Below are 26,692 nucleotides of genomic sequence, written 5' to 3' on the forward strand. Positions count from 1 at the left end.
GCTATAAAAAAACAAAGCCTAGAGCGTTTGCCCTAGACTTTGTCGACAGTCTGAGCCGCTCTGTCATAGGACAGGGCGGCTTTTTGTGTGCGGCGGCGCGGCTAAAAGATCGACCCCAGCAGCTCGAAAACGGCGTGAACGTGCTCCGCGTCGATGCTGGCAAAGTTGATGATGATCTGGACGCAGCCCTCCGGTGGCTGGCGGTGAAGCGGGTGGAAGAAATGGAACCGCAGGGATTTGGCCGCAGCCCGCTTTAGGATTTCCGTTTCGGACAAATCGGTGCGGACCGTCATCAGAAAATAGGTGCCGACGCCGTAATCGGTGACCTTGGCGATGGGAGAGAGCGTCGGGCTGTGAGCGATCTCGTCGAGAATCGCCTCGCGCAGCCTGCGGTAATGCTTCAGCAGGCGGAACAGATGGCGCTCGTAATACCCTCGGTGGATGAACAGCGCCAGCGCGTACTGTTCGAAGCTGGACACCGAGCAGGAGTAAAAGCTCACGGTTTCCTCGTAGCGCGCAAGCAGTGTCGGCGGCAGCACCATGTAGCTGATGCGCAGCGAGGGCACCATGGTTTTCGAGAAGGTGTTGAGGTAAATCACTTTGTCGTGGGCGTCCTCGGAAAACATCGAGCGGTGGCCGGCCGGCACAAAGCAGAATTCGGCGTCGTAATCGTCCTCGACAATCCAGCGGTTTTTCCCGGCGTTGGCCCATTCGAAAAAGGCGATGCGCCGGTCGATGGGCATGGCTGTGCCGTAGGGAAATAGATTCGCGGGGGAGAGCTGCACGACGTTCACATCCGCCTGGCTGACGAGATCCACGCGGAGGTTTTTCTCGTCGATGGGGATGTAGCGCCAATGGCTGCCGTGGTTCTTGGCGATCTGCGCGAACTTGGACGGGCCGGTGTCGGCGCTGGCGACGGTGATGCCGGGGCCGAGAATCTGCATCAGCCGGCTGTAGAGGTATTCGGTCCCAGCGCCGACGACGATCTGCTCGGGAGAGACCCGGGTCATGCCCCGGTAATTGGCGAGTTCGCCTGCGATGGCCTCTCTCAGCACCCGCATGCCTTTCCAGGAGATCGTGGTCATCAGCGCGCTGTCTGAGGCGTTAATGGCCTCCCGCATGCATTTAGCCCACAGGCTGGTGGGAAACAATTTGAGGGAAGCGTGGGCAGCGCGGAAATCCATGAACCAGTGGCCGTCCTCCGGCTCGTCAGGCGGCGCGATCGGCTTGTCGTCGTGGTTGGGCACGACGTAATTCAATTTGCTGACGAAATAGCCCTTCTTTTCGACGGTGTACAAAAAGCCCTCGGAGACGAGTAAATCGTAAGCCGCCATCACGGTATTCACGCTGACGCCCAAGACGCTGGCGAACTGCCGCTTGCTGGGCATGCGCTCGTCAGGGCGCAGGCGGCCGCTTGCGATGTCCTTCCGGATGCGGGTGTACAAATAGAGGTAGCGCGGCAGATCGCCGCGTTTGGATAAATCGTAAGAAATCATTGTTCTGGTCCCATAAAATAAAAATAATCTGACGCTTATCATCATATCAGAATTGGCGGATAATGTCACCAACTTAAACAAAAGGAGCTATTCACATGACAACACAAAGCAACCTGAAAGAAAAATATGGCCTGTTTATTGATGGCACATTCAGAGCCTCATCCGATCAAGCGTATTTTAAAGTAATGAATCCAGCGACGGGTGAACAGCTTGCTGAAGTTGCAGAAGCGACCAAAGAAGATGTTGACGCCGCAGTGGCGGCCGCCTGGAAAGCATTCCCGGCTTGGCGCGACACCGAACCCGGCCAGCGCGCTGCGGTCTTATATAAAATTGCCGATATCATCGACGCCAACAAAGAAGAATTGGCGCGCATCGAAACCCTTGACAACGGCAAACCGATCCGCGAAACCTCGACGATTGACGTGCCCTACGCGGCGGACCACTTCCGTTATTTCGCCGGCGCGGTCCTGACCCAGAAGGGCAACGCGACGGTGCTCGACGGCGGGCTCTTGAGCCTGGAGCTGCGCGAACCCATCGGCGTCGTCGGACAGATCGTCCCTTGGAACTTCCCGTTTTTGATGGCCGCCTGGAAGCTGGCGCCGGCGCTGGCTGCCGGGGACTGCGTCGTCCTTAAATCCTCCTCGACAACCCCGCTCAGCCTGTTGGCGCTGATGGAATTGATTCAGGATGTGGTACCGGCCGGCGTCATCAACGTCATCAGTGGGAAGGGCTCCCGCTCCGGCCAGTATCTGCTGGATCATCCGGACGTGCGCAAGCTCGCCTTCACCGGCTCGACCGAGGTCGGCTACAACGTGGCCAAAGCCGCCGCGGACAAGCTCATCCCGGCGACCCTGGAACTGGGCGGCAAGAGCGCGAACATTTTCTTCAACGACGCCAACCTTGAACAAGCCCTCGACGGCGCCCAGCTGGGGATTCTGTTCAACCAGGGGCAGGTCTGCTGCGCCGGCTCCCGGATTTTCGTTCAGGACGGCATTTACGACGAGTTCGTCGCGAAATTGACCGAACAATTCGGCAAAGTCGTTCAGGGCGACCCGCTGGACCCGGCCACTCAGGTCGGTTCGCAGATTAACGCGGGACAGGTCAAGAAAATCGCCTCCTACATCGACATCGCCAGAGAAGAAGGCGCGACCATCGCGGCCGGCGGCGAAAAGAATAACGAAGGCGACCTCGCGAAGGGCAACTTCTTCAAACCGACCTTGATCACCAATGTGACTAACGACATGCGCGTCGCTCAGGAAGAAATCTTCGGGCCGGTGGCCGTCGTGATCCGGTTCAAGACAGAAGAAGAAGTCATCGCCATGGCCAACGATTCGGAATACGGCCTGGGCGGCGGCGTCTGGACCCACGATATCACCCGCGCGCTGCGCGTGGCGAGAAAAATCGAAACCGGCAGAATGTGGGTCAATACCTACAACATGATCCCGGCGGGCGCACCCTTCGGCGGCGTGAAAAAATCCGGCTACGGCCGGGAAACCGACTTGGCTATTCTCGACGCCTACACGGTCAAAAAGAACATCATGATTAACTTGTCCGACGCACCGTCCGGCTTCTTCCCGATGGCATAAGGCGTTAATCCACCCATTTTATTCACATCCATCTCAAGATACCTCCTGTTCAGCTTCAGGGGGTATCTTTTTTTATATAGGTATATGTAAAGGATACACACGTTTATTGAAATGCGTGTGGTCATTTGGTATACTTATATTGAATATAATGTACATTACAGTTGATAGAGGGAAAATCCGGCGGCATATATAGAGCGCAGCCGGTTTAAAGAAAACAGGCAAATGATTCAAAGAAAGTATACAGTTCACGGCGGCTACACCATGGCAGACATGGTCCGGGAGATTCAGGGGGAGCCCGATTACGCCGCCGCGTCAGACCGCGTCCTTCTGGTTTACGAAAGTGAAAATGATCCCGAGCGCATTGCGGCGCATCTGTCCTTTTTGAAGGTGCAGCTGCCGGAGGTCAAGGTCTTCGGCATGACCCTGCTCGGCCCGCTCAACGAGGAAATGGTCCTGCCCGAGCAGATCACGGTCTGCAGCCTGCTGCTGTTTCAAAACAGCACGGCCAGCGTGGTGAGCGCCGATCTGTCGCGCACGTCCGTCAAGACAGCGGCAGCCGCCTTCACCGACGCCGTGCAGGGCGCGCCGTTAAAGGGCGTCATGCTTTTGACCAGCGCGCAAGGCGAGCAGTCCGCTGACTATTTGGACACCTTGGCCCAGGCCTTTCCGGAAGTGCCGATTTTCGGCGGCCAGGCGGGGGGCAAGGAGCTCAACTCCGAGCAGTTTTACGTGTTTGACGGCACCCAGATCTATCTAGATGGGGCGGTCGCCGTCGCCTTCTGCGGCGCCGATCTGCACCTTCACGCCGAGCGGGTGCTGGGCTGGAAGGCGCTGGGGCGGGTCCACACCATCACGAAGGTCTCGGACAGCGGCGCCATCGAGACGATCGACAAAAAGCCCGCGATGGATTTGTACGAAAAATACCTGGGCCTGAAGCCGGACCAATATTTTTACGCGAACAATGCCGCCTTTCCGCTGCTGGAATGGACGGGCAACAGCCTTTCGGCCCGCATCCCCTTTGATTTCACGGAAGATGGCACGCTGCAGATGTTCACGCCGATGCGCGAGGGCGCGCGGGTCAGCCTGTCCTACTCCCGCAAAGGGATGCTGCTCGCCGACGCCTTTGCCTGCGCCAAACGGGAAGCCGCGTTCAAGCCCGAGGTCATCCTCATGATGACCTGCCTGAACCGCCGCCTGCTGCTCGGCAACGCCGACGCGGACCGGGAACTGAACTACTACACCCAGGTGGTGCCGGCGGCGTCCTGGGGGTACGGTGGCAGCGAAATCCTCAAAATCGGCAAAAACGGCGGCATCCTCAACAGCAGCATCGTTGCGGCGGCCTTCCGCGAAGGCGGGGCAGAGGGCCGGACGTCGGTCACCGTGCGGGATGAAAAGCTCGCACATATCGCGGAGCAGCCGATGGCCTTATCGGACCGTCTGGTGACCTTCCTCGAGCAGACGACCGCCGAGCTGCAGGAGACGATCCACAAGTTTGAGGCCCTCGCTCGGCACGACCAGCTGACGGGCCTGGCCAACCGACGTCTGTTAAACGAGGCGACAAGCACCTTGATGCGGCAGGCAAAACAAGGCGAAGGCTTTGCGGCGCTGATGTTCGACGTCGACTTTTTCAAAAACGTGAACGATACCTACGGCCACAAGGCCGGGGACGCGATTCTCAGAGAAATCACCGAGGTGGTGCAGGACCAGATCCGCCGCTCGGACACCTTGGGCCGCTGGGGCGGCGAGGAATTCGTCTGCCTGTTTGAAAACACGAGCCTGCTGGACGCCACCTACATCGCCGAGCGCATCCGCTGGGCCGTGGACCAGCACGCTTTTGCCTACGCCGGCCACGTCACCATCAGCATCGGCGTCGTGAGCTTTCATCCGGGCGAAACCGAAGAGTCGCTGTTTATCCGCCTCGACAGAATGCTCTACCGGGCGAAAAACGGCGGCCGCAACCGCGTCGTCACCGAGGACAACCGCGTCATCACCGCTGAAGAATAAACAAAACGAGCGGGAACACGCAAACAGCCCTGCAATCAGAAAAATTTCTGACTGCAGGGCCGTTTTTTGTGCAGATAAGTTGTTATTCCAGCTCGAGCTTGCCGGTGTACAGCTGGTAGTACATGCCGTGTTTGGCAATGAGCTCGTCGTGGGTGCCCCGTTCGACGATACGGCCGTGGTCCATGACCATGATCGCGTCGGCGTTGCGGATGGTCGAGAGCCGGTGGGCGATGATGAACACCGTCCGGCCGATCATCAGCTTGTCCATCCCGGCCTGGACCAGCGCTTCAGTCCGGGTGTCGATCGAGGACGTCGCTTCGTCGAGGATCATGGCCGGCGGGTCCGCAATGGCGCACCGCGCGATGGCGAGGAGCTGCGCCTGGCCCTGAGACAAACCTTCACCGTTGCCCGAGATGACGGTGTCGTAGCCGTTGGGCAGCAGGTTGATGAATTCGTCAGCGTTGGCGAGCCGGGCCGCGGCGTGGACTTCCGCGTCGGAAGCGTCCAGCTTGCCGTAGCGGATATTGTCAGCAACCGTTCCGGTGAACAGGTTGGTTTCCTGGAGCACGAGCCCAAAGGAGCGGCGCAAGTCGGCTTTTTTAATCCGGGTGATGTCGATGCCGTCGTAGCGGATCTGGCCCCGTTCAATGTCGTAGAAGTGGGTGATCAGATTGGTGATGGTCGTCTTGCCGGCGCCGGTGGAGCCGACCAAGGCGATTTTCTGCTTCGGCTTGCCGTGGATCGTGATGTCGTGGAGGATCGGCTTGTTGGCCTCGTACTCGAAATCGACGTGATCCAGCGTGATCGCGCCCTCGAGCTTGCGGTAGTGAATCACGTTTTTCGAACGGTCTTCCAGGCGCCACGCCCAGGTTTCGGTGCGGTGGTCGGCTTCGAGGAGCTTGCCGTCGCGGATGATCGCGTTGACGAGGGTCACGTCGCCGTCGTCTTCTTCCGGCATTTCGTCCATCAGCGTGAAGATGCGTTTCGCGCCGGCTAATGCCATGATGATGGAGTTGAGCTGCTGGGAGATCTGGCCGATGGGCATCGAGAAGCTCTTGGTCAGGTTGAGGAAGGCGATAAGCCCGCCGAGGGTCAGCGCCGTGTGGCCGGAGAGCATCATCAGTGCGCCGACAATCGCGACAATAATGTAGAGCAGGTTGGACATGTTGCCCATGACCGGCATCAGGATGTTGGCGTAGGTGTTGGCGCGTTCGGCGTCGCGGAACAGCTGTTCGTTCTTTTGGTCGAAGGTTTTAATGGACGCGTCCTCGTGGTTGAACACCTTGATGACCTTTTCGCCGGACATCGATTCTTCGATGTACCCGTCGACGACGCCGAGAGAATTCTGCTGGCGGATGAAGAATTTAGAGCTCATCCCAGTGATTTTACCCGAGACAGCGATCATCAGCGCGACGCAGACCACAGTCAAAAGGGTCAGCGGCAAGGAAGTGACGAGCATCGAGATGAAGACCGCGACGATGGAGACCAGCGCTGAGAAAGACATCGGGATCGCGATGGACAGCATCTGGCGCAGGGTATCGGTGTCGTTGGTGAAGCGGGACATCACGTCGCCGTAGGCGTGGGTGTCGAAGTATTTAATCGGCAGATCCTGCATCTTCGTGAACATTTCGTCGCGGATATCCTTCTGGATCCCTTGGGAAATCGTGACCATGATCCGGTTGTAGAGCAGGTTGCACACCGCCCCAATTGCGAACACGACGCCCATCACGATGACCGTGTGGAGCAGCGGTGCGAAGTTCGGGTGGGACTGCTTGAGCATCGGGGTGATGAAGTCGTCGACGACGTTGCCGATGAACAGCGACGATAAGGCGCCGACGATAGACGAGACGATGATGAAGATGACCACCGCGGTGAACCGGAAGCGGTAATTGCGGCCGATGTAGGCCAAAAGCCGTCTGATGGTGGCGCCGTCGATGGCGTCCGCGCGGGAGGGCGCTGCCTTCGGGATCGGGTGATCCATGCGGTTGCCTTGTTCGTCAACGAAGTGACCGTCCTTGAATTTACGCTTCTTCGCCATTGACCTGGCCTCCTTTCATTTGCATCTGGGTGTCGTAGACCTCGCGGTAGATGTCGTTGCGCGCGATGAGTTCGGCGCTGGTGCCGACGTCGGCCACGCGTCCACCGTCCATGACGATGATCCGGTCCGCGTCCTCGATCGAGGAAATCCGCTGGGCAATGATCAGCGTCGTCGTCCCTGGGATAATTTCTTTGAGACCCTGGCGGATCTTCGCGTCGGTCTTCGTGTCGACGGCCGAGGTGGAATCGTCGAGAATCAGAATCTTCGGCTTGGCCAGCACTGCGCGGGCGATACAGAGCCGCTGCTTCTGGCCGCCGGAGACGTTGGTGCCGCCCTGTTCGATCATCGTGTTCAGCCCGTCGGGCATTTCTTTGATGAATTCGTCGGCGCAGGCGACTTCGCAGGCCCGCCAGAGTTCGGCGTCTGTGGCGTTTGGATTCCCCCAGCGCAGGTTGTCGGCGATGGTCCCGGCGAAGAGCACGTTCTTCTGCAGCACCATACTGACCTGGTCGCGCAGGACTGCCATGTCGATTTTTTTCACATCAACGCCGCCGACGTAGACGGTGCCGGTCGTCGCGTCGTAGAGGCGCGGGATCAGCTGCACCAGCGACGATTTCGCCGAGCCGGTGCCGCCGATGATGCCGATGGTTTCCCCGGACCTGATCGAGAGGTTGACGTCCATCAGCGAGAGCTTGTTCGGGTCGCCGGCGTAGGAGAAGCTGACGTTGTCGAAGACAATCGAGCCGTCTGTGACGTTTTTGATCGGGGCCGGCGCGTTGGTCAACGAGCTTTCGGTGTTGAGCACTTCGACGATACGTTCGCCAGACGCCTGAGCGATGGTGAGCATCGTGAAAATCATCGACAGCATCATCAGGCTCATCAAAATCATCATGACGTAGGTGATTAGACTGGTGAGCTCGCCGGTGGTCAGGCTGCCGGCCACGATGAATTTCGCGCCGAGCCAGGCGATGATGATCATGCACGCGTACATGACGGCCTGCATCAGCGGGCTGTTGAGGGCCATCAGCTTTTCAGCCTTGCTGAAGGTGGTGTAGACGTCGCCGGAAATGCCGCGGAATTTGTCGATTTCGTGGTCCTTGCGGACGTAGGATTTGACGACGCGGATGCCGCGCAGGTTTTCCTGCACGACGGTGTTGAGCTTGTCGTAAATCTTGAAAACCTTGCGGAACAGCGGGTGGGCGAATTTGATAATCAGCCCGAGCCCCACCGCCATGATCGGAATCGCGATCAGGAAATAGACCGCCAGCTGGGCGTTGATCATCAGGCTCATAATGAGTGCGAAAATGAGCATCAGCGGCGCCCGGAAGGCGATGCGGATCAGCAGCATGTAGGCCATCTGAACGTTGGTGATGTCGGTGGTCATTCGGGTGACCAGACTCCCAGTGGAGAAGCCGTCGATGTTTTTAAACGAGAAAGTCTGGATTTTCTCGTAAATGTCGTGGCGCAGGTTTTTCGCCAGCCCCGTCGAGGCGGTCGCACAGAATTTCCCGGCCAGCGCACCGAAGCTGAGGGACAGGCACGCGGCCGCGAGCATGATCAGCCCGTAGAACCAGGTCGCACGCATGTCGCCGCGGTTGAGCCCTTCGTCGATCAGGCGCGCCATCAACAACGGAATGATGATTTCCATGACGACCTCGAGGGTCACAAAAAGCGGAGAGAGCATCGATTCGCGCTTGTACTCGCGGATACTCTCCGACAATTTTTTGATCATAATTGCCTCCTTCTTAATGATTAACTTTGCTTAGTCTTTCTATTATAACAATAATAAAGGTGAAAAGATGATAAAAAGCGGATTAAAAAGAGGTTAAAATGTTACATTTTCCTGTAATTTTTTTATGGTTCTCACACTTGATTTAATGGGTTAAAAGGTTTATTATTTAAACAGACTGATAAATATGTAATGCTTGAAAACAGGGGGAAATATGGACGCAGTTGACGAAACGAAAGGCTTCGGACCGGAATTTATCAAACTGGTACTGACGCTGAATAAAGGGAGCATCACCCAGTATTTGAGAGAAAAGGCGGAATTGATGGAGCTGCGCTACGGCGAGTTCATCGCCTTTCTTCAGATTTTGCGGGCGGATGAGGAAGGCAGAAAAACGACGGTATCTTCCCTCAGCCGAGCCAATCACTGCACCAAATCCAACATGTCGCAGATTGTGCGGGTGCTGGAGGAAAAAGACTACGTGGGACGCGTGCCGAGCCAAAGGGACCGCCGCACCGTTTTTCTCGAAATGACCCCTCACGCCAGAGACGCGATACTGAAGCACCGGCTGTTTCTCGATACGCCCCTCAACGAAGCGGCCAAACGCATGGGACCGGAGAAATCGGGCCAGCTCATCACCCTGCTTTGGGAGCTGTGGCGCACGATGGAGCAGATCGCGGAAGAAAAAGAAGAAACCGGCCATACAACAAACACCTGATTCTGACGAACCAGGTGTTATTTTTTTGCCAAAATAGTTGATATTGATTTAAACCGTCGGGTTCAGGTCAGTGTCGGCGACTGCAATGAACCGTTCGATGTGGGCGTAATCGGTCACGTCCATGTCCAACGGGGTGACGACGACGTAGTTGTGGTTGACCGCGTAATCGTCGTAGCTCAAATCCTCATCGCTGTCGGCGTGATTCGGGGCGACCTTCATGTCGAAGTACATCGTATTTTCGTCCTCGCCCTGAGTCTTCGCGAAGGAATTGGCGTAATTGTGGCGCCGGCCCATTCGGGAGACAATGGTGCCCTTGATGTCGGCGTCGGGGCAGTTGGGCGTGTTGATCGAGAGGATGTAGTCGCGGTTGTCCGGCTGATTGACGAACCAGCGGGCGGCCTTCAAGGCGTATTTCGCCGAGTAGGTGTAGTCGTAGCGGCTGCCGCCGTTCAGCGACATGGCGATCACGGGGACGCCGTTAAAATAGGCGGCTGACGACGCGCCGATCGTCCCCGAGTGGAGGATGTCGTAGGCGACGTTGGAGCCGTGGTTGATGCCGGTGACGACGAGGTCGGGCCGGGTGTCGGGGTCGGTCAGGATCGCCTCAAGGGCGACGGAAACCGAGTCGTAGGGCGTGCCGAAGACGCGGTAGCCCTTTTGAAGCGCCGGATCGTCCGGCTCGAAGGGTTCGGCGTGGACTTTCAGCTGTCCGCGCACCGCCTTGGAATGGGATTTGGCAGATTGGGGATCTGCCGGCGCGGCGACGACGATTTCGCCGAGCTTTTTCATCTCAGCGGCCAGGGCGTGAATGCCCGGCGCATCGAAGCCGTCATCGTTGGAAAGTAATATTCTCATAATTAAGTCCTTTCTGGTCCAATGGGAGCAATGCAAAAGTCAAAAGCTGACAGCGCATCAATGCGTTTCAATTCGCGAAAAACTGGTCGATACCGTTCGCGATGCCCTGCACCATTTTGGTCTGGTGGGCGTCGGTCTGCATCAGCTTGTCCTCGGTCGGGTTGGTCATGTAGCCGACCTCGATGAGGGTTGTCGGTACCTTCGCCCAGTTGTTGCCGGTCAGGTCGTCGCGCTCGACGACGCCCTCGCTCTTGGCGCCGGTGGCGGTGCAGTAAGCCTTGATCAGGCAGTCCGAAAGCTTGCGGCATTGGCTGTATGTCGAGGCGGTGTAGGGATTGTGCGCCGTGATGTTGATGGTCATCGCGCCGGTGGGCGTGCTGCTTTCGGCGGCGTTGGCGTGAAGCCGGATAAAGGCGTCGGCGTTGTTGTCGTTGGCCACCTGCGCGCGCTCGACGCAGGAATGGGCGGAATTGCTGTCGGTGCGGGTCAGCACGACCTTGTAGCCCCGTTTTTCGAGCTCGGGTTTGAGCTTGTTCGCGAGGTTCAGCATGAAGTCGTACTCGGTCACGCCGGTGGCGACGCCCTTGGTGCCGACCATATCCTTGGCCTTGGTTTCGCTGGCGCCTGGGCCTACCGGTTCACTGCCCGAGGGCATGACGGAGGAGTGCCCCGGATCGAGCACGACGGTCTTTTGATTGGCCGCCGGCTTCGTCTGAGTAGAGGTGCCGGTCTTTGATTGGGATGCGGTGCTGGTCTTGGACGCTGTCGTCGTCTTTTTCGAGGTGGACGTGGAGGCGGACGCATTTCGGGCGTGGACGTCGTAGAGGACGGCGCCGGCCGAGACGGCGATGATGGCGACCATCACGACGATCAGAATGTTTTGGTGTTTCATACAGCAGCCCCCTCCCGTTATTCCGGCGTGTAGCCGCCGCGGGCGTCCATCGCATTTTTTAGCAGCTCGACGTTGGCGCGCTCGATGTCCGACAATTCGTAGTTGTTGTCGAAATCGTCGGGATCGATCGTCCCGTTGTACCAGCTTTTGCTGTCAAAATAGTTCTGCAGCTCGGCGGCTTTGAACCGGCGGCCTTCCCGAGCGTAAATTTCGTTGAGGGCGTAGTTGCATTCCTTGGCCGAGAAGCCGCTGATGTCGCTTGAGGACAGGTATTCGCTTGTCGAGTTGGGAAGGATGTAACTCCGGTTCATCCAGTTGGCGTCAGAGGAAGAATTAGAAGAATCCGAATCTGAGTTCGAGTCTGAGTCTGAGTCTGAATTTGAGCTGCTGTTGCGCGATTGCGATTTTGGCGATTCCGATTGGATCGAGCTCGAGCCCGAACTGCTTTGGGACGTGCTGCTGTTTCTGAACACGAAGAAGTACAGTGCGGCAACGACGACGGCGGCCGCGCAGACGATGGCGACGACGATGACCAGCGTGTTGCTGGCTCCGGGCTGTTTTTCCCGCTTGACGGGCTGCTCGTAGGGCTGCGCATTGGGCTGGTCGTAGGCGTCTTGGCTGTACGCGGTCAAGTCGTCGGTTTCAGCGCGCAGGTCGTCGTAATCCGCTGAGGTGTAATCGGGGTTCGGCGCGCCGCAGACCTGGCAATAGGGCAGGCTGGGATCTAAATTGGCGCCGCAGTGGGTGCATTTCATAATGGCCTCCTTGATTCGCTTTATTTAAGTTTTTGTTAATTAACTCAATTATAGCATAGATTCAATGGCCATGGGTGAAAACGTATAAGGAAAAGCGCCGAAGCAAAAGAGGCCGCGCCGCCCGGCTCTGAGCCGCCCGAGCCTACTTTTTGGCTGGGAGCTCGGCGAGATCAGGCAGCTTGTCCGGCGAAATGTCGGAGAGAAAATCCTCGACGTAAATCATGTGTTCGAGCATGCGCTTGCGGGCGAGGATCGGATCCTTCGCGACGATGGCGTCGGTGATGCGCCGATGCTGAAAATAGAGGGCGTTGCCTTCGTCCTTTTCTTTGGAAATGATCGCGATGCGGGCTTGGTAGCGCACGGTTTCGAGCAGCGTCGTCGCGGCGGTCAGCGAATCGCGGATCAGGCAGTTGTTTGACGCGGCGGCGATGGACTGGTGAAAGTCGTCGTCGAGGGACGCGGAGGTGTCGATATCCGGGGCGATTTCCATTTGATCGGCAACAGCTGTGATGTGCTGAATGAAATCAGGCGAGGGATCGGCGGCCGCAAGGCCGGTCGCTTCGATTTCGAGGCTCTGCCTGAAGTGGTGGATGTCGTAAAGGGAGCCGCCGCCGAGGTAGAAGGAGATGGTCATCGGCTGAAGCAGCGCCAAATCCATGCGGTCGCTGATGAAATTGCCTTCACCCTGCCGGCTGACGACGAGACCGATCATTTCGAGGGCGCGGATCGCTTCGCGGATGGTCGCCCGGGAGACGCCGAGGCTTTCAGCGAGCTGGCGTTCTGGGGCCAGCCGGTCGCCTGGACGCAGCTTTTTATTTTGGATGTCGCTCTGGATGCGGCGGATAACGATTTGGAAAGCGCGGGATGCGTTTGGGTTTTTGGCGCTCACGGGTGTCTCCTTTCTCAAAATCACGATGACTCATTTATTATTCATTAAGCCTTATTTTAAATCAAATCAAAAATCAAGATAGTGAATATTTTGTTCTAAAAGGATAGAAAATTTCAATTTTAGGTGAATTTAAGATTGACAAATTGGTCTGACCACTATATACTTAAGGTATCGGTATTCGTTTACAGGTGTAAAACTGCCGAGAAAAGGGGGAAAACATGAATTTTGGTTTATTTCTACTGGCATTAGTTCCGATCATCTGGCTGATCATTGCCCTCGCGGTGATGAAGATGCCAGGGTATTGGGCCTGTGTCATCGCACTGGTTATCGGCGCGGTGATTGCCATGGTCTCATTCGGAAGCTCCGGCTCCAATGTCGCAACGGCGGCGCTGGAAGGGGCACTCAATGCGTTGTGGCCGATCATATTGGTCATCATCGCGGCACTGTTTACTTATAATATCACGCTGGAAACCGGCGCGATGGACAAAATCAAGGCAATGCTCGCGTCAGTCTCCACTGACCAGCGTGTCCTGCTTTTGATCATCGCTTGGGGATTCGGTAACTTCATGGAAGGGATGGCCGGCTTCGGTACGGCTGTCGCGATTCCGGCTTCGATCCTCGTCGGCCTCGGCTTTGATCCGATTCCGACCGTTGTGGCCTGCCTGGTCATCAACTCGACGCCGACCGCCTTCGGTTCCGTAGGGGTTCCGACGACGACCATGGCCGCTGTCACGGGCTTAAACGCCACAGCACTTTCCGCAAATGTCGCGCTGATCGAATGCTTGATTATGTTCATCTCACCGATTATCGCGATTATGATTCTTGGTAAAGGCGCAAAGGCCATGAAGGGCGTCTGGGGCATCACATTGGTCTCATCCCTCGCCTTCACACTGCCGTGCTTCATCGTCGGCCGTTTCGTCGGCGCAGAACTGCCGAACATCGTCGGTTCCATTGTCTGCATGGCTGTGACCATTTTGATGGCGCGTAAAATGCGCGGCCGCGAAGTACCGGAAGCATACAGCACAATTCAACAGCAGGACGCCGAAGGTGTCAAAGAAAAACTCACCGTCGCGTCAGCCGTTAACGCGTGGCTGCCTTTCATTTTGATTTTCGTGATCTTGGTTGTGACCTCAAGCTTGGTACCATTCATCCACGATCCGCTTTCAAAGGTTGCTTCGGCTGTGACGATCTACAATGGTAAAGGCGCAACGCCGTTGACCTTCACTTGGATCAACACGCCGGGTGTCTTGATCTTCATCGCGGCCATTATCGGCGGCTTAGCTCAGGGCGCCAGCGGCAGCACACTTGGCAGAGTTTTCGTCAAGACCGTGACCGGCAACTGGAAAACCATTGTGACGATCTGCTCGGTTTTGGCATTGGCTAAAATCATGACTCACTCCGGCATGACCGGCGAAATCGCGAGCGTTCTCGTCGCTGCAACTGGCACAGCCTTCCCGCTGATCTCACCGTTGATCGGGACCATCGGTGCCTTTGTTACCGGTTCTGGGACATCGACATCCGTCCTGTTCGGGGATCTGCAGCGTCAGACGGCACAGGCTATCGGCGCGAACCCGGCATGGCTGTGCGCGGCCAACGAATTGGGCGCTGGCATCGGCAAGATGATCAGCCCGCAGGGCATCGCCATTGGGACATCCGCTGTCGCCTTGGCCGGCTCGGAAAGTGTCGTGCTGAGAAAGGTAGCGAAGTACTGCCTGCTCTTTGTGGTCCTCGCGGGAATTATCTGCTACTTCTTCCCGATGATTGGACTGGTGATTCATTAAAAGCGAAACCCATAGGGTTTGCCTAATATTACACCCATATGCAATGATCCCCGCATCAAGTCAAATTGATGCGGGGATCATTTTTTTGCTAAAAAATGGGGGCGGCCGATCGATCAGCCTGCCCGGAAATAAGCACTTGCTTATTTGTTTTTCTTTTCGTAAATGTCGTCGGCGATGGCCTGGCCCAGGGCGATCAGGTTTTCGCGGGTTTCGTCGTTCACTGAGGATTTGACGGTGATCGGGTCGCCGAGATAGGTGATATTGTCGAGCCCTTCCAATTCCTTTGCGATCAGAGAACCGGATTTTGGCGCCCAGCTGCCGTTTTCAATGATCGAGATGGTGCGGTTCTGGATGTGCAGGTTTTTCATGTCGTCGATCAGATTGTGAACCGTTGGGTAAATGCCGAGGTTGTAAGTCGGCGAGGCGACGACCAGATGGGAATATCTGAAAATCGACGCGATGACGTAGGACGGGTGAGTCTTGGAGACGTCGAAGAAACGGACGCGCTTCACGCCGCGCTGCACGAGGGCGTTGGCGAGGATGTCCGCCGCCTGTTCGGTGTTGCCGTACATAGAGCCGCAGGCGATGACGACGCCGAGGTGTTCCGGTTCGTAGCGGCTCCACAAATCGTATTTTTCGATGAAGCGGTCGATGTCCTGACGCCAGATGACGCCGTGGAGCGGGCAGATCATTTTAATGTCGAGACCCGAGGCTTTTTTGAGCAGCATTTGGACGTTCTTACCGTATTTGCCGACGATGTTGGTGTAGTAGCGGCGGGCTTCGTTGAGCCAGGCGATTTCTTCAGCGCCGTTGATTTCGTCTTCGAACAAGACGCCGTCGAGGGTTTTGAAGGAGCCGAAGGCGTCAGCGGAGAACAAAGTGCCCGTCATCGTGTCGAAAGAGACAAGGACTTCCGGCCAGTGCACCATCGGCGCACTGATAAAGGTCAGCTCGTGCTTGCCGAAGGAAACGGTGTCGCCGTTTTTGACGGTATCGACGCGGTCGGCGATGTGGTGGCCGAATTGTTCGAGGAAGGTTTTGGCCTTCGCGGAGCACAGCACGCGAGCGTTGGGGTAGCGCATCAGAATTTCGTCGAGGGTTGCGGCGTGGTCGGGTTCAGCGTGGTGAACGACGACGAAGTCGAGATCGCGGCCGTCGAGGGCCGCTTCGACGTTTTCGAAGAACTGACGTCCGCAGGACCAGTCTACGGTGTCGAAGAGCACCGTCTTTTCGTCTTTTAATAAGTAGGAATTGTAGGACACGCCTTCCGGCAGCGGATGGACGTTTTCAAAAAGCGTTAACCGTCTGTCGTTGACGCCGACGAAGGTTAAATCGTCATCAATTTTGCGAATATTGTACATAGTTGACCTCCAAATTTAATATCGTAATTCATTCCGCCCTTATTTTATCACGATTCACTAAATTTTTCTGGCCAAAAAGGAAAAAAGAGGATATAATATAGAAAAATCTTGTCACAAACGATTTCACAAAAAAGAGTAAGCTTTACAAAAATAATTGCATTTACTGTGTGGAATGGCTTGATTTTAGAACAGGTTTACATTATAATAAAGGAAGTGGTCAGACCAATTTAAATGTGCCGACCATGTGTATTTATTATGATTGATAAAAACGGTATTTGTGGAGAGTAAGAGGAGGAAGCTAAATGAGCTATACGTACAATCCAGTCACCCCTGAAATTATCGAACAGATTAAAGAAGCGGCCAACGGCCACGTCATTTTAGGGGAAGACATCAACGAAGATTTCGCCCATGACGAAATGCGCATCTACGGTCAGGAATACCCGGATGTCGTCGTTGAACCGAGAACGACCGAAGAAGTTGCGGCCGTTGTCAAAATCTGCAACGACAACAAAATCCCAGTGACCCCGTCAGGCGCACGTACCGCGTTAACCGGTGCCCCAGTTTCTGTCAAAAAAGGCGTCATGATTTCAACCCTGAAGATGAACAAGATCCTCGGGTACGACGAAGAAAACCTGGTCGTCCGCATTCAGCCAGGCGTTCTGCTGAACGACCTCGCACAGGATGCCCTGAAACACGGCCTGATGTATCCACCAGATCCTGGTGAAAAATTCGCAACCGTCGGCGGCAACGTTTCGACTAACGCTGGTGGGATGCGCGCAGTTAAATACGGCTGCACCCGTGACTATGTCCGTTCACTGACCGTCGTTCTGCCGACTGGCGAAGTCGTCACAGAAGGCGCGACCGTCGCGAAGACAAGTTCCGGCTATTCACTGATGAACTTAATCGTCGGCGCAGAAGGGACCCTCGGGATTGTCACTGAAATGACGATGAAAGTCATCGTGGCTCCGCAGGCAACCATGTCGATGATCATTCCTTATCCGAGCATCGAAGAAGCAATCGGCGCTGTGCCGAAACTGTTCCAGGCTCACCTCGATCCGCAGGCCCTCGAATTTATGGAAAAAGACGTCACGATGGCGACTCAGAAATCCCTCGAAAAAGACGTTTATCCGGCAGAAATGGACGGCGTTGAAGTTAAAGCCTACGTTCTGGCTACATTCGACGGCAACGACGAAGACGAATTGATGGACAAGATCGAAAAGGCATCAGAAGTTGTCCTCGAAGCTGGCGCACTCGACGTTCTGGTCGCCGATACTCCGAGACTGCTCGCAGACGCATGGCAGATTCGTTCATCCCTGCTTGAAACCATCGAAGAAAGCACCAAGCTCCTCGACGAATGTGACGTCGTTGTGCCAATCACCAAGATTCCTGAATTCTTGATCTACGCTAAATCCTTAGGCGAAGGCAAAGATTACGAAATCAAAGACTTTGGTCACGCTGGCGACGGCAACCTGCACATCTATCTGTGCTCCAACGGCGACGACAAGGAAGCCTTCATGAAAGAATCTGATGAATTCATGACCAAGGTTTACGCAAAATGCGTCGAACTCGGCGGCTTGATCTCCGGTGAACACGGCATCGGCATGGGCAAGATGAAATATTTGAAGAACATGGTCGGCGAAAAGAACATGGAACTCATGCGCGGCATCAAGAAAGTCTTCGACCCGAACATGATCATGAACCCAGGCAAGGTTTGCTTCGATCCGGAAGCGGATGACTAAATATTATCTTTTTAAAGATAAATTTAATAAATTGACAAATATTTCACAGTTTACTTTTCAACACGAAAATTCTGTGATATAATATGTTCTGTTAATTCGGAACCTTCTCAATCCGGATTAACAGAACTTTTTTATAAATTTTGCGGAAAAATTTGAAAAGAGAAAAATTTTAAAGAGAAGAAGGGAAACTAAAACATGGCTTATCAAATTTCTGACCAGGCGAAGGACTTATTGAACGACGTTCATGATTTCTGCGAAAGAGAAGTCATCGAACAGGCAAAGGAATACGACAAAACTGGCGAATTCCCAACCGAAATGTACGACAAGGCTAAGGAAATGGGCCTGAACATTTTGGAAGTTCCGACGGAATACGGCGGAATGGAAATCTCCAACCCAGATGATAAAGAAGGGATGTCCCGTGTCGATATCGCTGCGCTTTTCGAAGAAATGGCAAGAGCAGATGCTGGCTTCGCAACCACAATCTCCGCTTCCGGCCTTGGTACTAAACCAGTTCTGATCGCTGGCAACGACGACCAGAAAAAACGCGTTTGCGACATCCTCTGCAACGGCGGCTTCGGCGCATTCGCACTGACTGAACCTGGTGCAGGTTCTGACCCGGCAGCTGGCAAAACCACAGCTGTTAAAGACGGCGATGATTACATCATCAACGGTACAAAATGCTTCATCACCAACGGTGGGATCGCAGATTTCTACTGCGTCACAGCCATGACTGATAAATCCAAGGGCACACACCACGGCATGTCCATCTTCTTGGTTGAAAAGGGCACACCGGGTCTGTCAACTGGTAAAGAAGAAGACAAGATGGGTATCCGTCTGTCCAACACTGCAGAAGTTATCTTCGAAGACGTCCGCGTACCGAAGGAAAACCTCCTCGGTGGCGAAGGCGAAGGCTTCAAGATCGCAATGGAAACCCTCGACCAGGCACGTGCTTGGATGGGTGTTGTCTCCGTCGGTTTAGCTCAGAGAGCTATGGACGAAGCGATTGCTTATTGTAAAGAACGTCAGCAGTTCGGCCGTCCAGTCCTGAAATTCCAGGCAATGCAGTTCAAGATTGCTGATATGGCAATCAAGATCGAAGCAGCTCGTCAGCTCAACGCTTACGCACTGACATTGATGGATCAGGGCAAACGCTACACCAAAGAAGCTGCAATGGCTAAATGCTTCGCTTCTGACGCTGCAATGGAAATCACCACTGAAGCTGTTCAGATGTTCGGTGGCTACGGCTACTGCCGTGAATACCCGGTTGAAAAACTCATGCGCGACGCTAAGATCTTCCAGATCTTCGAAGGAACCAACGAAATCCAGAGAATCGTCACTGCAAACAACACAATCGGCAGATTCTAATTTATCCATATCGATCATTAGGAGTCGGTGCGCTGCACCGGCTCTTTTTGTTTTTATATTTTCCAAAATAAAAAACCGAAGCGCGCGCTTCGGTTGAATTTGCGATTTTCTGAAAAAGGGTCAGTCATTGTAGATCAGCGCGATGAAGACGAGATCTTCGCTGCTGTTGTTTTCCATGCTGTGCCACTGGCCAGGTTCAATCGTACAGATATCGCCGGCGTGGACGGTCGTTCTCGATTTGTCGTTGTCGATAAAGGTGCCTTCGCCAGACAAAATGTAGTAGGGCTCGGTTTCGTGGATGTGCTGGTGCCAGCCGATGGTCGATCCCGGCGGGAGCACCACCTTGGCGTACATTCTGCCGTGGCCGTAGAGTTTGTCTGCGCTGACGATGTGGTAGCGATAAGCCTTGCCGACGCCGCCGGCCATGTTTTCGACGACTTCGCGTATTTCGTGTTGAACCATTTGTGCCTCCTGTACTCGTGTAATAAAATGGAATTTCTATTGATTATTATGACAGGTTTGGCCGCTTTTGACAACGGTGGCATTTAGCAGAGCAGCGTGAGCAAATGCGTTTTCATTTCAGATCATTGTGGTATGTTGTACAATTATGAGTTTGTGTAAAGAAAAGAAGGAGGCGTTAAAGATGGCAGAAAACCAGAAGGACGCGCAGTACAACAAAATGATGTACAGTCCGGTCCACAAGCTGATCGTCGCCCTGTCCATTCCGACGATCATTTCGATGATGGTCTCGAGCATCTACAACGCGGCCGACACTTATTTTGTGGGCCGCCTCGGGACGTCCGCGTCGGCGGCGACGGGCATCGTGTTCGGGCTGATGGCAGTGCTCCAGGCGGTGGGCTTCATGTGCGGCCACGGCTCGGGGTCGATCATCGCCCGGTACCTCGGACGCAAAAAAACGCGGGAGGCCAGCGTCGTCGTGTCGACCGGGCTCGCCCTCGTGGTGATTATGACTTTGGTGATCACCGTCCTTGGCTTGATCTTTATCGACCCGCTGATGCGCCTCCTCGGCGCGACGCCGACCATTCTGCCCTACGCGCGGGTTTACGGGCGCTGCATTTTGGCGGCGCCGTTTATCACGGCCAGCTTTTTGATGAACAACGTGCTGCGCTACGAGGGCCGGGCGGTCCTCGGAACGACGGGCCTCACTATTGGCGCGCTGCTCAACATCGCCGGCGACCCGATTTTAATGTTTAAATGCCATCTGGGCATTCTCGGCGCGGGGCTGTCGACGGCGCTGTCCCAGGTCATCGCCTTCGGGCTGCTGTTCTATTTCTTCCTGTCGGGGCGGACGACGACGCGGCTGTCTCTGCGTCTGGTGAAGCTCAAGGCGCCGGTGATTCTGGAGATTCTGTCTGTGGGCATGCCGAGCCTCTGCCGTCAGGGGCTCAACACGGTGTCGACGCTGCTGTTGAACATCGCGGCCGCGGGATGGGGCGACGCGGCGATTTCGGCGATGAGTATCGTCAACCGCGTCACCTTTATGGTTTTCGCGGTGGTGATCGGCATCGGTCAGGGGCTCCAGCCGGTGGCGGGCTTTTCCTACGGCGCCAAGGCCTGGAAACGGCTGAAGAGCGCCTTCGTGTTCACGGTAAGCCTGTCGGCCTGCGTCGCCCTGGCGCTGGCCCTCGCGGTCGGCTTAAACGCCCGGGCCGTGGTCAGCCTCTTCATCGGCGACCCGAAGGTCATCGCCATCGCTGCGCCGGCGCTGATTTACCAATGCGCGGCTCTGGTGGTCACGCCGCCCTTTACGATGACGAACATGACCTACCAAAGCGCCGGTATCGCCGGAAAGGCGACCTTTCTCGCCCTGCTGCGCAACGGGCTGTGCTTCATCCCGCTGATTTTGATTCTGCCCCGGACTATCGGGCTCCTCGGCGTGCAGATCGCCCAGCCGGTGTCGGACGTGCTGACCTTTGTCATCGCGCTGCCCTTTACCCTCGCGCTGCTGAGGACCTTGAACCGCCGAATCGGTGAGACGCAGGCAAAAAAATAAGGCCTCATCCGTGAGGATAGAAGCCTAAAAATTCAAAGGAGCGGGTGTGCGCCATGACCTGTCCGATAATGGCGTCCAAATGATCTTCGTCGATGTCGCCGATGAAATCCATGAAGAATTGGTAATGCCACTGGCTCGCCGGAATGGGCCGGGACTCGATCTTCGAGAGATTGAGATGTTCGGCGTCGAAGATGCCGAGGAGGTGGTACAGGGCGCCGGGCTCGTCCTTCAGCGTGAAGCGCAGCGAGATTTTGTTGCGCCCCGGCCGGTTTTCTGGCATTCGGGAGACGACGATGAACCGCGTCGTGTTGTTGTCCGCGCCGTTGATCGGCCCGGCGAGGATGTCCAGGTGGTGGATTTGGGCCGCGCGCCGGCTCGCGATGGCGGCCTTGGATTTATCCCCGGCGTCGTGGACCATTTTCGCGGCGACGGCGGTGTTGTGGTAGGGCACAAAGGCCCATTCGGGGTATTTCGAGAGAAAATCCCGGGATTGGTAGAAGCCCTGCTCGTGGGAATAGACGCTTTGAATGTCCGATATTTTGGCCCCGGGCACACCGAGGAGGCAGTGGTGCACCGGAATCAGCACCTCGCCGACGATGGACGCCTGGTAGCGGATGAGCAGGTCGTAGTTTTCGTTGATGGCGCCGGTGGTCGAGTTTTCGATCGGCACGACCCCGTAGTCCGCGCCGCCGCCGGTGATCGTCTTGAACACGTCCCCGAAGCTTTTGTGGGGAATCAAGAGCCGGTCGTCCCCGAAGAAGCGGATGCAGGCCTCTTCGGCGTACGAGCCCTGGGTGCCGGAATAGGCGATGAGGCCGGCCGCGCGCGGCGCCCGTATCTGCCGCTTCATCTGCAGGTAGCGGGCCATCGACGATTGCTGTTCACCGGTGAATACCATGATTGTCTCCCTTTCTGTTTTCATTGTGTTTTCAATCATAACACAAAAGCGGACAAAACGGGGCAGATAGTTTTCAGAGGCCGCGCATCCTGCGGAATTTTATTTAAAATTAAGAAAGAATTAAGTACAGAGAATGTGCCGGTTATTTCTCAAAATATGCAAAAAAATTCGTTTAGTTTCATTCATGAAACGCAGAAATTGGGGTTAAAATCGGCTGAAAATCAATATATGGGCGTCAAAAACCTGAAAAAAGCGGCAAAAATCCCATATAAAAATTTTAATAGTGTAATTATTTACAAATCAAATAATTTGCACAAATTTACAGCTTGACATCTGTTATTTCAATTGCTATAATATCAAACCTTTACTTTTAGATGGTATCGTGCTATAATGGTTACAACATACAAGCGAGGTGAAAAAGATGCCGCAACGTATCCATGCGACTTTAAATGATGTCAAACGTGAAGTGGAATCTCACAAGGGAGATTTGATTAAACTTCAGGCCCATAAAAGCAAAAAGAAATTGTACCGGAAAATCGGCAGAATCGAAGGAATTTATCCGAGTATTTTTACCGTGAAAGTCGAAAATCCGAGAAGTCATGTGCCGGAACGCCTGTCCTTTTCCTATTCCGACGTACTGACGCGCGCCGTCAGAATCGCGCTGATTAAGGACGAAGCACAGGAAGCGGAAAAAGCCATGACCGCGTAACCGCCGATCGGTGAATCCAAGGCCATACAGCGCCGACGCTGTATGGTTTTATTTTTTTAAAAATACATAAGGAGGGAATATGGCCTATACAATTGTGACGGATTCAGCGTGCAACCTGCCGGCGCAGCTGGTGAAGGAGTACGACATCCGGGTGATCCCGCTGAAGCTGATTGTCGGGCGCGAGCCGATGATTTTGGACAGCGAGCTGGCCGACGACGACGAAGCGCTGAAGGGCTGGAATCAGCGGCTCAGAGACGGCGTCGACGTCCGCACGTCTCCAGCGAACGAGGCGGCCTGTGAGGCGGTATTTGAGAAAATCCTGGCCCACGGGGAAGATTTGCTTTACATCGGCTTTTCGTCGCGCCTGTCGGACGTGTACGCGACGGCAAAGGCCGTGCTGTCGCGGCTGGAAAAGCAGTATCCGGAGCGCCGGATCTGTCTGTTCGACAGCCGGGCGGTCTCCTTTGGCGAAGGACTTTTGGTGATGAAGGCGGCGGAAATGCAGGAAAAGGGCGCGACCTTGACCGAGGTGTTTGACCAGCTCAAGGATGACCGCAACTGTCTGCATCAATATTTCACTGTGCCTAATTTGAAGACGCTGGCCCATTCTGGCCGGCTCAAGGGACGGGTCCGTCTCGCGGGCAGCTTTGGGCGTCAGCCGCTGCTTTCAGTCGACGAGGACGGCGGTATTCACGCGAAGGCCTCGGCCCGGAGCGACAAGGGCATTATCGACGCGATTGTGAACCGCATGAGCCACAAAATCGCCGACGCCGACGACCGCCCGGTGATGATCGCTCACACCGACTGCATCGAAAAGGCGCAGAACCTCTCGCGCAAAATCCGCGAGGTCATTCACCCGAATCAGGTGCTGATCCACACCCTCGACCCGGTCATCGCTGCCCACATCGGCCCGGACGCCATCGGCGTGTTCTTTATCGGCGTCCCGCGGAAAAAACGGGTGGTCTAAACCAATCGCAATTAAAAAGGCAGGCGCACAGCGTCTGCCTTTTTTAATGGCCGAAATATTAAACTTTTTCTTTGATGAAGCCCTTGCGGTAGGCCGCGATGAGCATTTCGAGGTCGTAGATATTATCCCGGAGGTCCTTGCCGATATCGGTGTCTGCGACGGTTTTTCTGCGGCTGTTGGTTTCGACGATTTCCTTGGTCGATTTGATGTCGACGCCGTTGCGGATGGCCGCGTCGACGGATTCGAAGGGCTGATGAGAGATCAGCGTCATGCCGTAGGAATTGTAGGTCAGGGTGTAGCCGGCGATGCCGGTGGTCTTTTGATAGGCCTTCGCGAAGCCGCCGTCGATGCACAGCACCTTGCCGCCGGCGCGGATCGGCGATTCGCCGTTCTTCGTCTTGACCGGGGTGTGGCCGTTGATGATGTGCCCGTCCTTCGGGTCGAGGCCGAACTCAATCAAAATCTTGTCGGCGATTTCTTCGCTGTCGGCGATGAGCTTGTAGTAGGGCATCTTTTCTTCGTGGTGGGTCGTCTTGTCGTCGATGAAATAGCGTTCGAAGGTCGCCATCTTTTTCTTCCCGAAAAGCGGAGACTTCTTGTTGCACCACAGGAACCACAGGAAGTCGTTGCGCGGCGGGTTTTCCCGAGCGTTCGAGAAATAGGCTTCCCGGGCGAGCTGGTCGAATTTGTCCATCAGCGCCTTGCCCGAGTAGGTATCGCCTTTGTAGACGACGGTGTCAAATTCGCCGTCCTCGGTCAGCGGGACGATGGCGTGGTAGAGCAGATTGTCGTTGTAGGTCAGGTACAGGCTGCCCTTAGCGTACATGAAGCGGATGTGGCGCTGCAGCTTTTCCGAATGGCGGAAGGAGTGGCACAGCAGCGACATCACGTGTTCTTCCTCGTCGGAGAGCTTCGACGGGTTTTCGGGGTCCAGGGTCGGGAAATTCGTGTCGTTGAGCGGGTATTCCTTTCCCTCGACGGTGACCGTGCCCTTTTCCAGGTTGATGGCGCGCATCAGGCAGCGGTCTTCCATATGGTATTCCGGGTGGCGGTCGATGATTTGTTCCTCGACTTTGAACTGGATGATCGAGATGGCCTTGTGCATCTTCGAGATCAAGTCGATGTCGATGCTGGCGTTTTTGTCGGCGATGTTCTTCGGGTAGAAATCGGTGCAGGGGTCGTCGCCGTAGGTCTTCTGGGCGAAGGTCGCCAGCGGCAGCATGTTGATCCCGTAGCCGTTTTCGAGGACGCGGGTGTTGGCGTAGCGCATCGCAATACGGACGGCGCAGGCGATGCAGGCACGGTTGCCGGCCGCGGCGCCCATCCAGAGGATGTCGTGGTTGCCCCACTGCAGATCCATCGAGTGGTGGTGCATCAGCGTGTCCATCACGTGGTGGGGGGCCGGGCCTCTGTCGAAGATATCGCCGATGATGTGCAGGTGGTCAGTGGTCAGGCGCTTGATGACGGTGGAAATTTCTTCGATGAAGTGATCGGCCATCCCGTACTCGACGATGCTGTGGATGATCGCGCGGTAATAATCCCGCTTGTTGTAGCGTTTTTCGTCTTCCTGAATCAATTCGTCCATGATGTATCGGAAATCCTTCGGCAGGCTCTTTCTGACCTTAGAGCGGGTGTATTTGCCGGCCGACGCGCGGCACACCTTGACCAGGCGGTAGATCGTCAGCTCGTACCAATTGGTCAGGTATTTGCCCTTCTTTTCCTGCTTGATCAGGTCGAGCTTCTGCTGCGGGTAGTAAATCAGCGGGATCAGCTCTTCCAAATCCTCGAGGGACACGGTGTTGCCGAGTTCTTCCATGACCTTGCGGCGGATGGCGCCCGAGCCGTTCTGGATGACGTGGTTGAAGGCGAGGTCCTCTCCGTGGATATCCGTCAGGAAGTGCTCTGTCGCCTTCGGTAGGTTCAAAATCGCGCGCAGGTTGATGACTTCGCTGACCGCCGAGGTGATCGACGGGAAATCCTTGGAGAGCAACTCCAGGTATTTCTTGTTTTTTCTCAGCTGAGTTTTCGTAAAGTTTTGCATTTCTTTCCTTTCAATCGAAGCGCATAAAGCGCACTTGATTATGATTTTTGATATATTAAGTATACAACATAATGCCGATTAAGTAAAACAATTATACAATGATTTGAATAGAAAGACCTTAAAAACCACAGTGTACGTCAGTACAAAAAATTTCAAAAAAATTCACAAAAAATTAAAAAAAGGCTTTACAAAATGCGAATAGACCGCTATAATAATCAGGTAGTCGCGAGTTGATCCCTTAGCTCAGCTGGAAGAGCGCCACCTTGACGTGGTGGAGGTCACAGGTTCGAGCCCTGTAGGGATCACCATTTGATCACACACTCCGAAACAGACGTTTCGGAGTTTTTTATTGCTTATAATTCGGATGCATATAAAACACTGAAAAATGTAATCAAAAAGAGAGGTAGTGTGATGCGTACAACCAATAATGAAACTCGAATGGACAGTGAACCCAATGCTGAAACACTGGAAGCTTTCCATGAAGTTGAAGAGATGAAAAAACATCCGGATCAGTACAAGGCTTACGATAGTGTAGACGAGTTATTTGCAGATCTTGAAGCGTAATGAAATATCGTATTTTAAGAACCACGAGATTTAAAAAGGACTATAAACGCGCAAAAAAGCGTGGATATCCTGTAGAGAAGCTCAGAGAAATTGTGACAAAGCTTGCCAATGGCGAACAATTAGCACCGGAAAATTCGGATCACGCGCTGACTGGGAACTACATCGGGAAGCGAGAATGCCACATTACGCTAGACTGGCTTCTGATTTACGAAGTCGACGAAGAAGTTTTATATTTATATCTGTCACGAACGGGAACACACAGCGATTTATTCTAAAATTCGCAGATCACAACGC

22 protein-coding genes and 1 tRNA gene are annotated in these 26,692 nt (G+C 54.9%); 12 read left to right on the forward strand and 11 right to left on the reverse strand.

Features of this window, described 5'->3' with window-relative positions:
* Positions 1-101: 101 nt before the first annotated feature.
* The gene (locus QZX60_RS06220) at positions 102-1,496 is read right to left on the reverse strand and encodes a PLP-dependent aminotransferase family protein (protein WP_295362482.1); all 1,395 of its coding nucleotides are present in this window, start codon (positions 1,494-1,496) and stop codon (positions 102-104) included.
* Between the two features lie 95 nt (positions 1,497-1,591).
* Between QZX60_RS06220 and QZX60_RS06225 the strand changes: the two genes are divergently transcribed.
* Together QZX60_RS06225 and QZX60_RS06230 are read left to right on the forward strand one after the other, a co-directional pair.
* The gene (locus QZX60_RS06225; RefSeq protein ID WP_295362485.1) at positions 1,592-3,082 is read left to right on the forward strand and encodes an aldehyde dehydrogenase family protein; all 1,491 of its coding nucleotides are present in this window, start codon (positions 1,592-1,594) and stop codon (positions 3,080-3,082) included.
* A gap of 222 nt (positions 3,083-3,304) precedes the next feature.
* Positions 3,305-5,086: a diguanylate cyclase gene (locus tag QZX60_RS06230; RefSeq protein WP_295362488.1), complete on the forward strand. Its 1,782-nt coding sequence runs from the start codon at positions 3,305-3,307 to the stop codon at positions 5,084-5,086.
* Positions 5,087-5,168: 82 nt separating this feature from the next.
* Here the strand turns inward: QZX60_RS06230 and QZX60_RS06235 are convergent, their stop codons facing one another.
* Positions 5,169-7,067 (reverse strand): ABC transporter ATP-binding protein, encoded by a 1,899-nt coding sequence (locus QZX60_RS06235; RefSeq protein ID WP_295362645.1) that lies wholly within the window; start codon positions 7,065-7,067, stop codon positions 5,169-5,171.
* A gap of 40 nt (positions 7,068-7,107) precedes the next feature.
* Entirely contained in the window at positions 7,108-8,856 is a 1,749-nt protein-coding gene (locus QZX60_RS06240; protein WP_295362491.1) for an ABC transporter ATP-binding protein, read from the reverse strand.
* 211 nt (positions 8,857-9,067) lie between these two features.
* Between QZX60_RS06240 and QZX60_RS06245 the strand changes: the two genes are divergently transcribed.
* Positions 9,068-9,568 (forward strand): MarR family winged helix-turn-helix transcriptional regulator, encoded by a 501-nt coding sequence (locus QZX60_RS06245; protein WP_295362494.1) that lies wholly within the window; start codon positions 9,068-9,070, stop codon positions 9,566-9,568.
* Between the two features lie 48 nt (positions 9,569-9,616).
* On the opposite strand, the gene surE is transcribed toward QZX60_RS06245, so the two are convergent.
* From surE to QZX60_RS06265, 4 genes are all read right to left on the reverse strand, one after another.
* Positions 9,617-10,423 (reverse strand): 5'/3'-nucleotidase SurE, encoded by an 807-nt coding sequence (gene surE / locus QZX60_RS06250; protein ID WP_295362497.1) that lies wholly within the window; start codon positions 10,421-10,423, stop codon positions 9,617-9,619.
* A gap of 67 nt (positions 10,424-10,490) precedes the next feature.
* A complete protein-coding gene (locus tag QZX60_RS06255; protein ID WP_295362500.1) occupies positions 10,491-11,315 on the reverse strand; it encodes an N-acetylmuramoyl-L-alanine amidase in 825 nt (274 codons plus the stop codon).
* A gap of 17 nt (positions 11,316-11,332) precedes the next feature.
* Positions 11,333-12,070, reverse strand: a complete 738-nt coding sequence (locus tag QZX60_RS06260; protein WP_295362502.1) for a YARHG domain-containing protein — start codon at positions 12,068-12,070, stop codon at positions 11,333-11,335.
* A 142-nt stretch (positions 12,071-12,212) separates the two neighbouring features.
* Positions 12,213-12,959, reverse strand: a complete 747-nt coding sequence (locus QZX60_RS06265) for a FadR/GntR family transcriptional regulator (protein WP_295362506.1) — start codon at positions 12,957-12,959, stop codon at positions 12,213-12,215.
* A gap of 218 nt (positions 12,960-13,177) precedes the next feature.
* Here QZX60_RS06265 and QZX60_RS06270 point away from each other — a divergent pair, with 218 nt between their 5' ends.
* Positions 13,178-14,740 carry an L-lactate permease gene (locus tag QZX60_RS06270; protein ID WP_295362509.1) on the forward strand — a complete coding sequence of 521 codons (1,563 nt, stop codon included), beginning with the start codon at positions 13,178-13,180 and terminating at the stop codon, positions 14,738-14,740.
* Between the two features lie 140 nt (positions 14,741-14,880).
* Here QZX60_RS06270 and QZX60_RS06275 read toward each other — a convergent pair whose 3' ends face one another.
* Positions 14,881-16,101 carry an FprA family A-type flavoprotein gene (locus QZX60_RS06275; RefSeq protein WP_295362512.1) on the reverse strand — a complete coding sequence of 407 codons (1,221 nt, stop codon included), beginning with the start codon at positions 16,099-16,101 and terminating at the stop codon, positions 14,881-14,883.
* A 302-nt stretch (positions 16,102-16,403) separates the two neighbouring features.
* On the opposite strand from QZX60_RS06275, the gene QZX60_RS06280 reads away from it, so the two are divergent.
* Both QZX60_RS06280 and QZX60_RS06285 read left to right on the forward strand, forming a co-directional pair.
* Positions 16,404-17,840 carry an FAD-binding oxidoreductase gene (locus QZX60_RS06280; RefSeq protein ID WP_295362515.1) on the forward strand — a complete coding sequence of 479 codons (1,437 nt, stop codon included), beginning with the start codon at positions 16,404-16,406 and terminating at the stop codon, positions 17,838-17,840.
* Positions 17,841-18,035: 195 nt separating this feature from the next.
* Entirely contained in the window at positions 18,036-19,205 is a 1,170-nt protein-coding gene (locus QZX60_RS06285; protein ID WP_295362518.1) for an acyl-CoA dehydrogenase family protein, read from the forward strand.
* A 120-nt stretch (positions 19,206-19,325) separates the two neighbouring features.
* On the opposite strand, the gene QZX60_RS06290 is transcribed toward QZX60_RS06285, so the two are convergent.
* The gene (locus tag QZX60_RS06290; RefSeq protein ID WP_295362521.1) at positions 19,326-19,667 is read right to left on the reverse strand and encodes a cupin domain-containing protein; all 342 of its coding nucleotides are present in this window, start codon (positions 19,665-19,667) and stop codon (positions 19,326-19,328) included.
* A gap of 181 nt (positions 19,668-19,848) precedes the next feature.
* Here QZX60_RS06290 and QZX60_RS06295 point away from each other — a divergent pair, with 181 nt between their 5' ends.
* Positions 19,849-21,219 (forward strand): MATE family efflux transporter, encoded by a 1,371-nt coding sequence (locus QZX60_RS06295; protein WP_295362524.1) that lies wholly within the window; start codon positions 19,849-19,851, stop codon positions 21,217-21,219.
* A gap of 4 nt (positions 21,220-21,223) precedes the next feature.
* Here the strand turns inward: QZX60_RS06295 and pheA are convergent, their stop codons facing one another.
* Positions 21,224-22,141: a prephenate dehydratase gene (pheA, locus tag QZX60_RS06300; RefSeq protein ID WP_295362527.1), complete on the reverse strand. Its 918-nt coding sequence runs from the start codon at positions 22,139-22,141 to the stop codon at positions 21,224-21,226.
* Positions 22,142-22,538: 397 nt separating this feature from the next.
* Here pheA and QZX60_RS06305 point away from each other — a divergent pair, with 397 nt between their 5' ends.
* Both QZX60_RS06305 and QZX60_RS06310 read left to right on the forward strand, forming a co-directional pair.
* Positions 22,539-22,826 carry a Veg family protein gene (locus QZX60_RS06305; protein ID WP_295362529.1) on the forward strand — a complete coding sequence of 96 codons (288 nt, stop codon included), beginning with the start codon at positions 22,539-22,541 and terminating at the stop codon, positions 22,824-22,826.
* 79 nt (positions 22,827-22,905) lie between these two features.
* Entirely contained in the window at positions 22,906-23,793 is an 888-nt protein-coding gene (locus QZX60_RS06310) for a DegV family protein (RefSeq protein WP_295362532.1), read from the forward strand.
* Between the two features lie 58 nt (positions 23,794-23,851).
* On the opposite strand, the gene QZX60_RS06315 is transcribed toward QZX60_RS06310, so the two are convergent.
* A complete protein-coding gene (locus QZX60_RS06315) occupies positions 23,852-25,834 on the reverse strand; it encodes a fructose-1,6-bisphosphatase (RefSeq protein WP_295362534.1) in 1,983 nt (660 codons plus the stop codon).
* A gap of 232 nt (positions 25,835-26,066) precedes the next feature.
* Here QZX60_RS06315 and QZX60_RS06320 point away from each other — a divergent pair.
* The 3 genes from QZX60_RS06320 to QZX60_RS06330 all read left to right on the forward strand — a co-directional run bounded on the left by QZX60_RS06320 (position 26,067) and on the right by QZX60_RS06330 (position 26,673).
* Positions 26,067-26,142, forward strand: a tRNA-Val gene (locus tag QZX60_RS06320).
* A 103-nt stretch (positions 26,143-26,245) separates the two neighbouring features.
* Positions 26,246-26,398 (forward strand): hypothetical protein, encoded by a 153-nt coding sequence (locus QZX60_RS06325; protein WP_295362537.1) that lies wholly within the window; start codon positions 26,246-26,248, stop codon positions 26,396-26,398.
* Positions 26,398-26,673, forward strand: a complete 276-nt coding sequence (locus tag QZX60_RS06330) for a type II toxin-antitoxin system YafQ family toxin (RefSeq protein WP_295362539.1) — start codon at positions 26,398-26,400, stop codon at positions 26,671-26,673. The genes QZX60_RS06325 and QZX60_RS06330 overlap by 1 nt, the downstream gene beginning before the upstream one ends.
* The last annotated feature ends 19 nt before the right edge of the window (positions 26,674-26,692 follow it).

The sequence above is a fragment of the uncultured Pseudoramibacter sp. genome (genome assembly GCF_903789625.1).
In the GTDB taxonomy this organism is placed as follows: domain Bacteria; phylum Bacillota; class Clostridia; order Eubacteriales; family Eubacteriaceae; genus Pseudoramibacter; species Pseudoramibacter fermentans.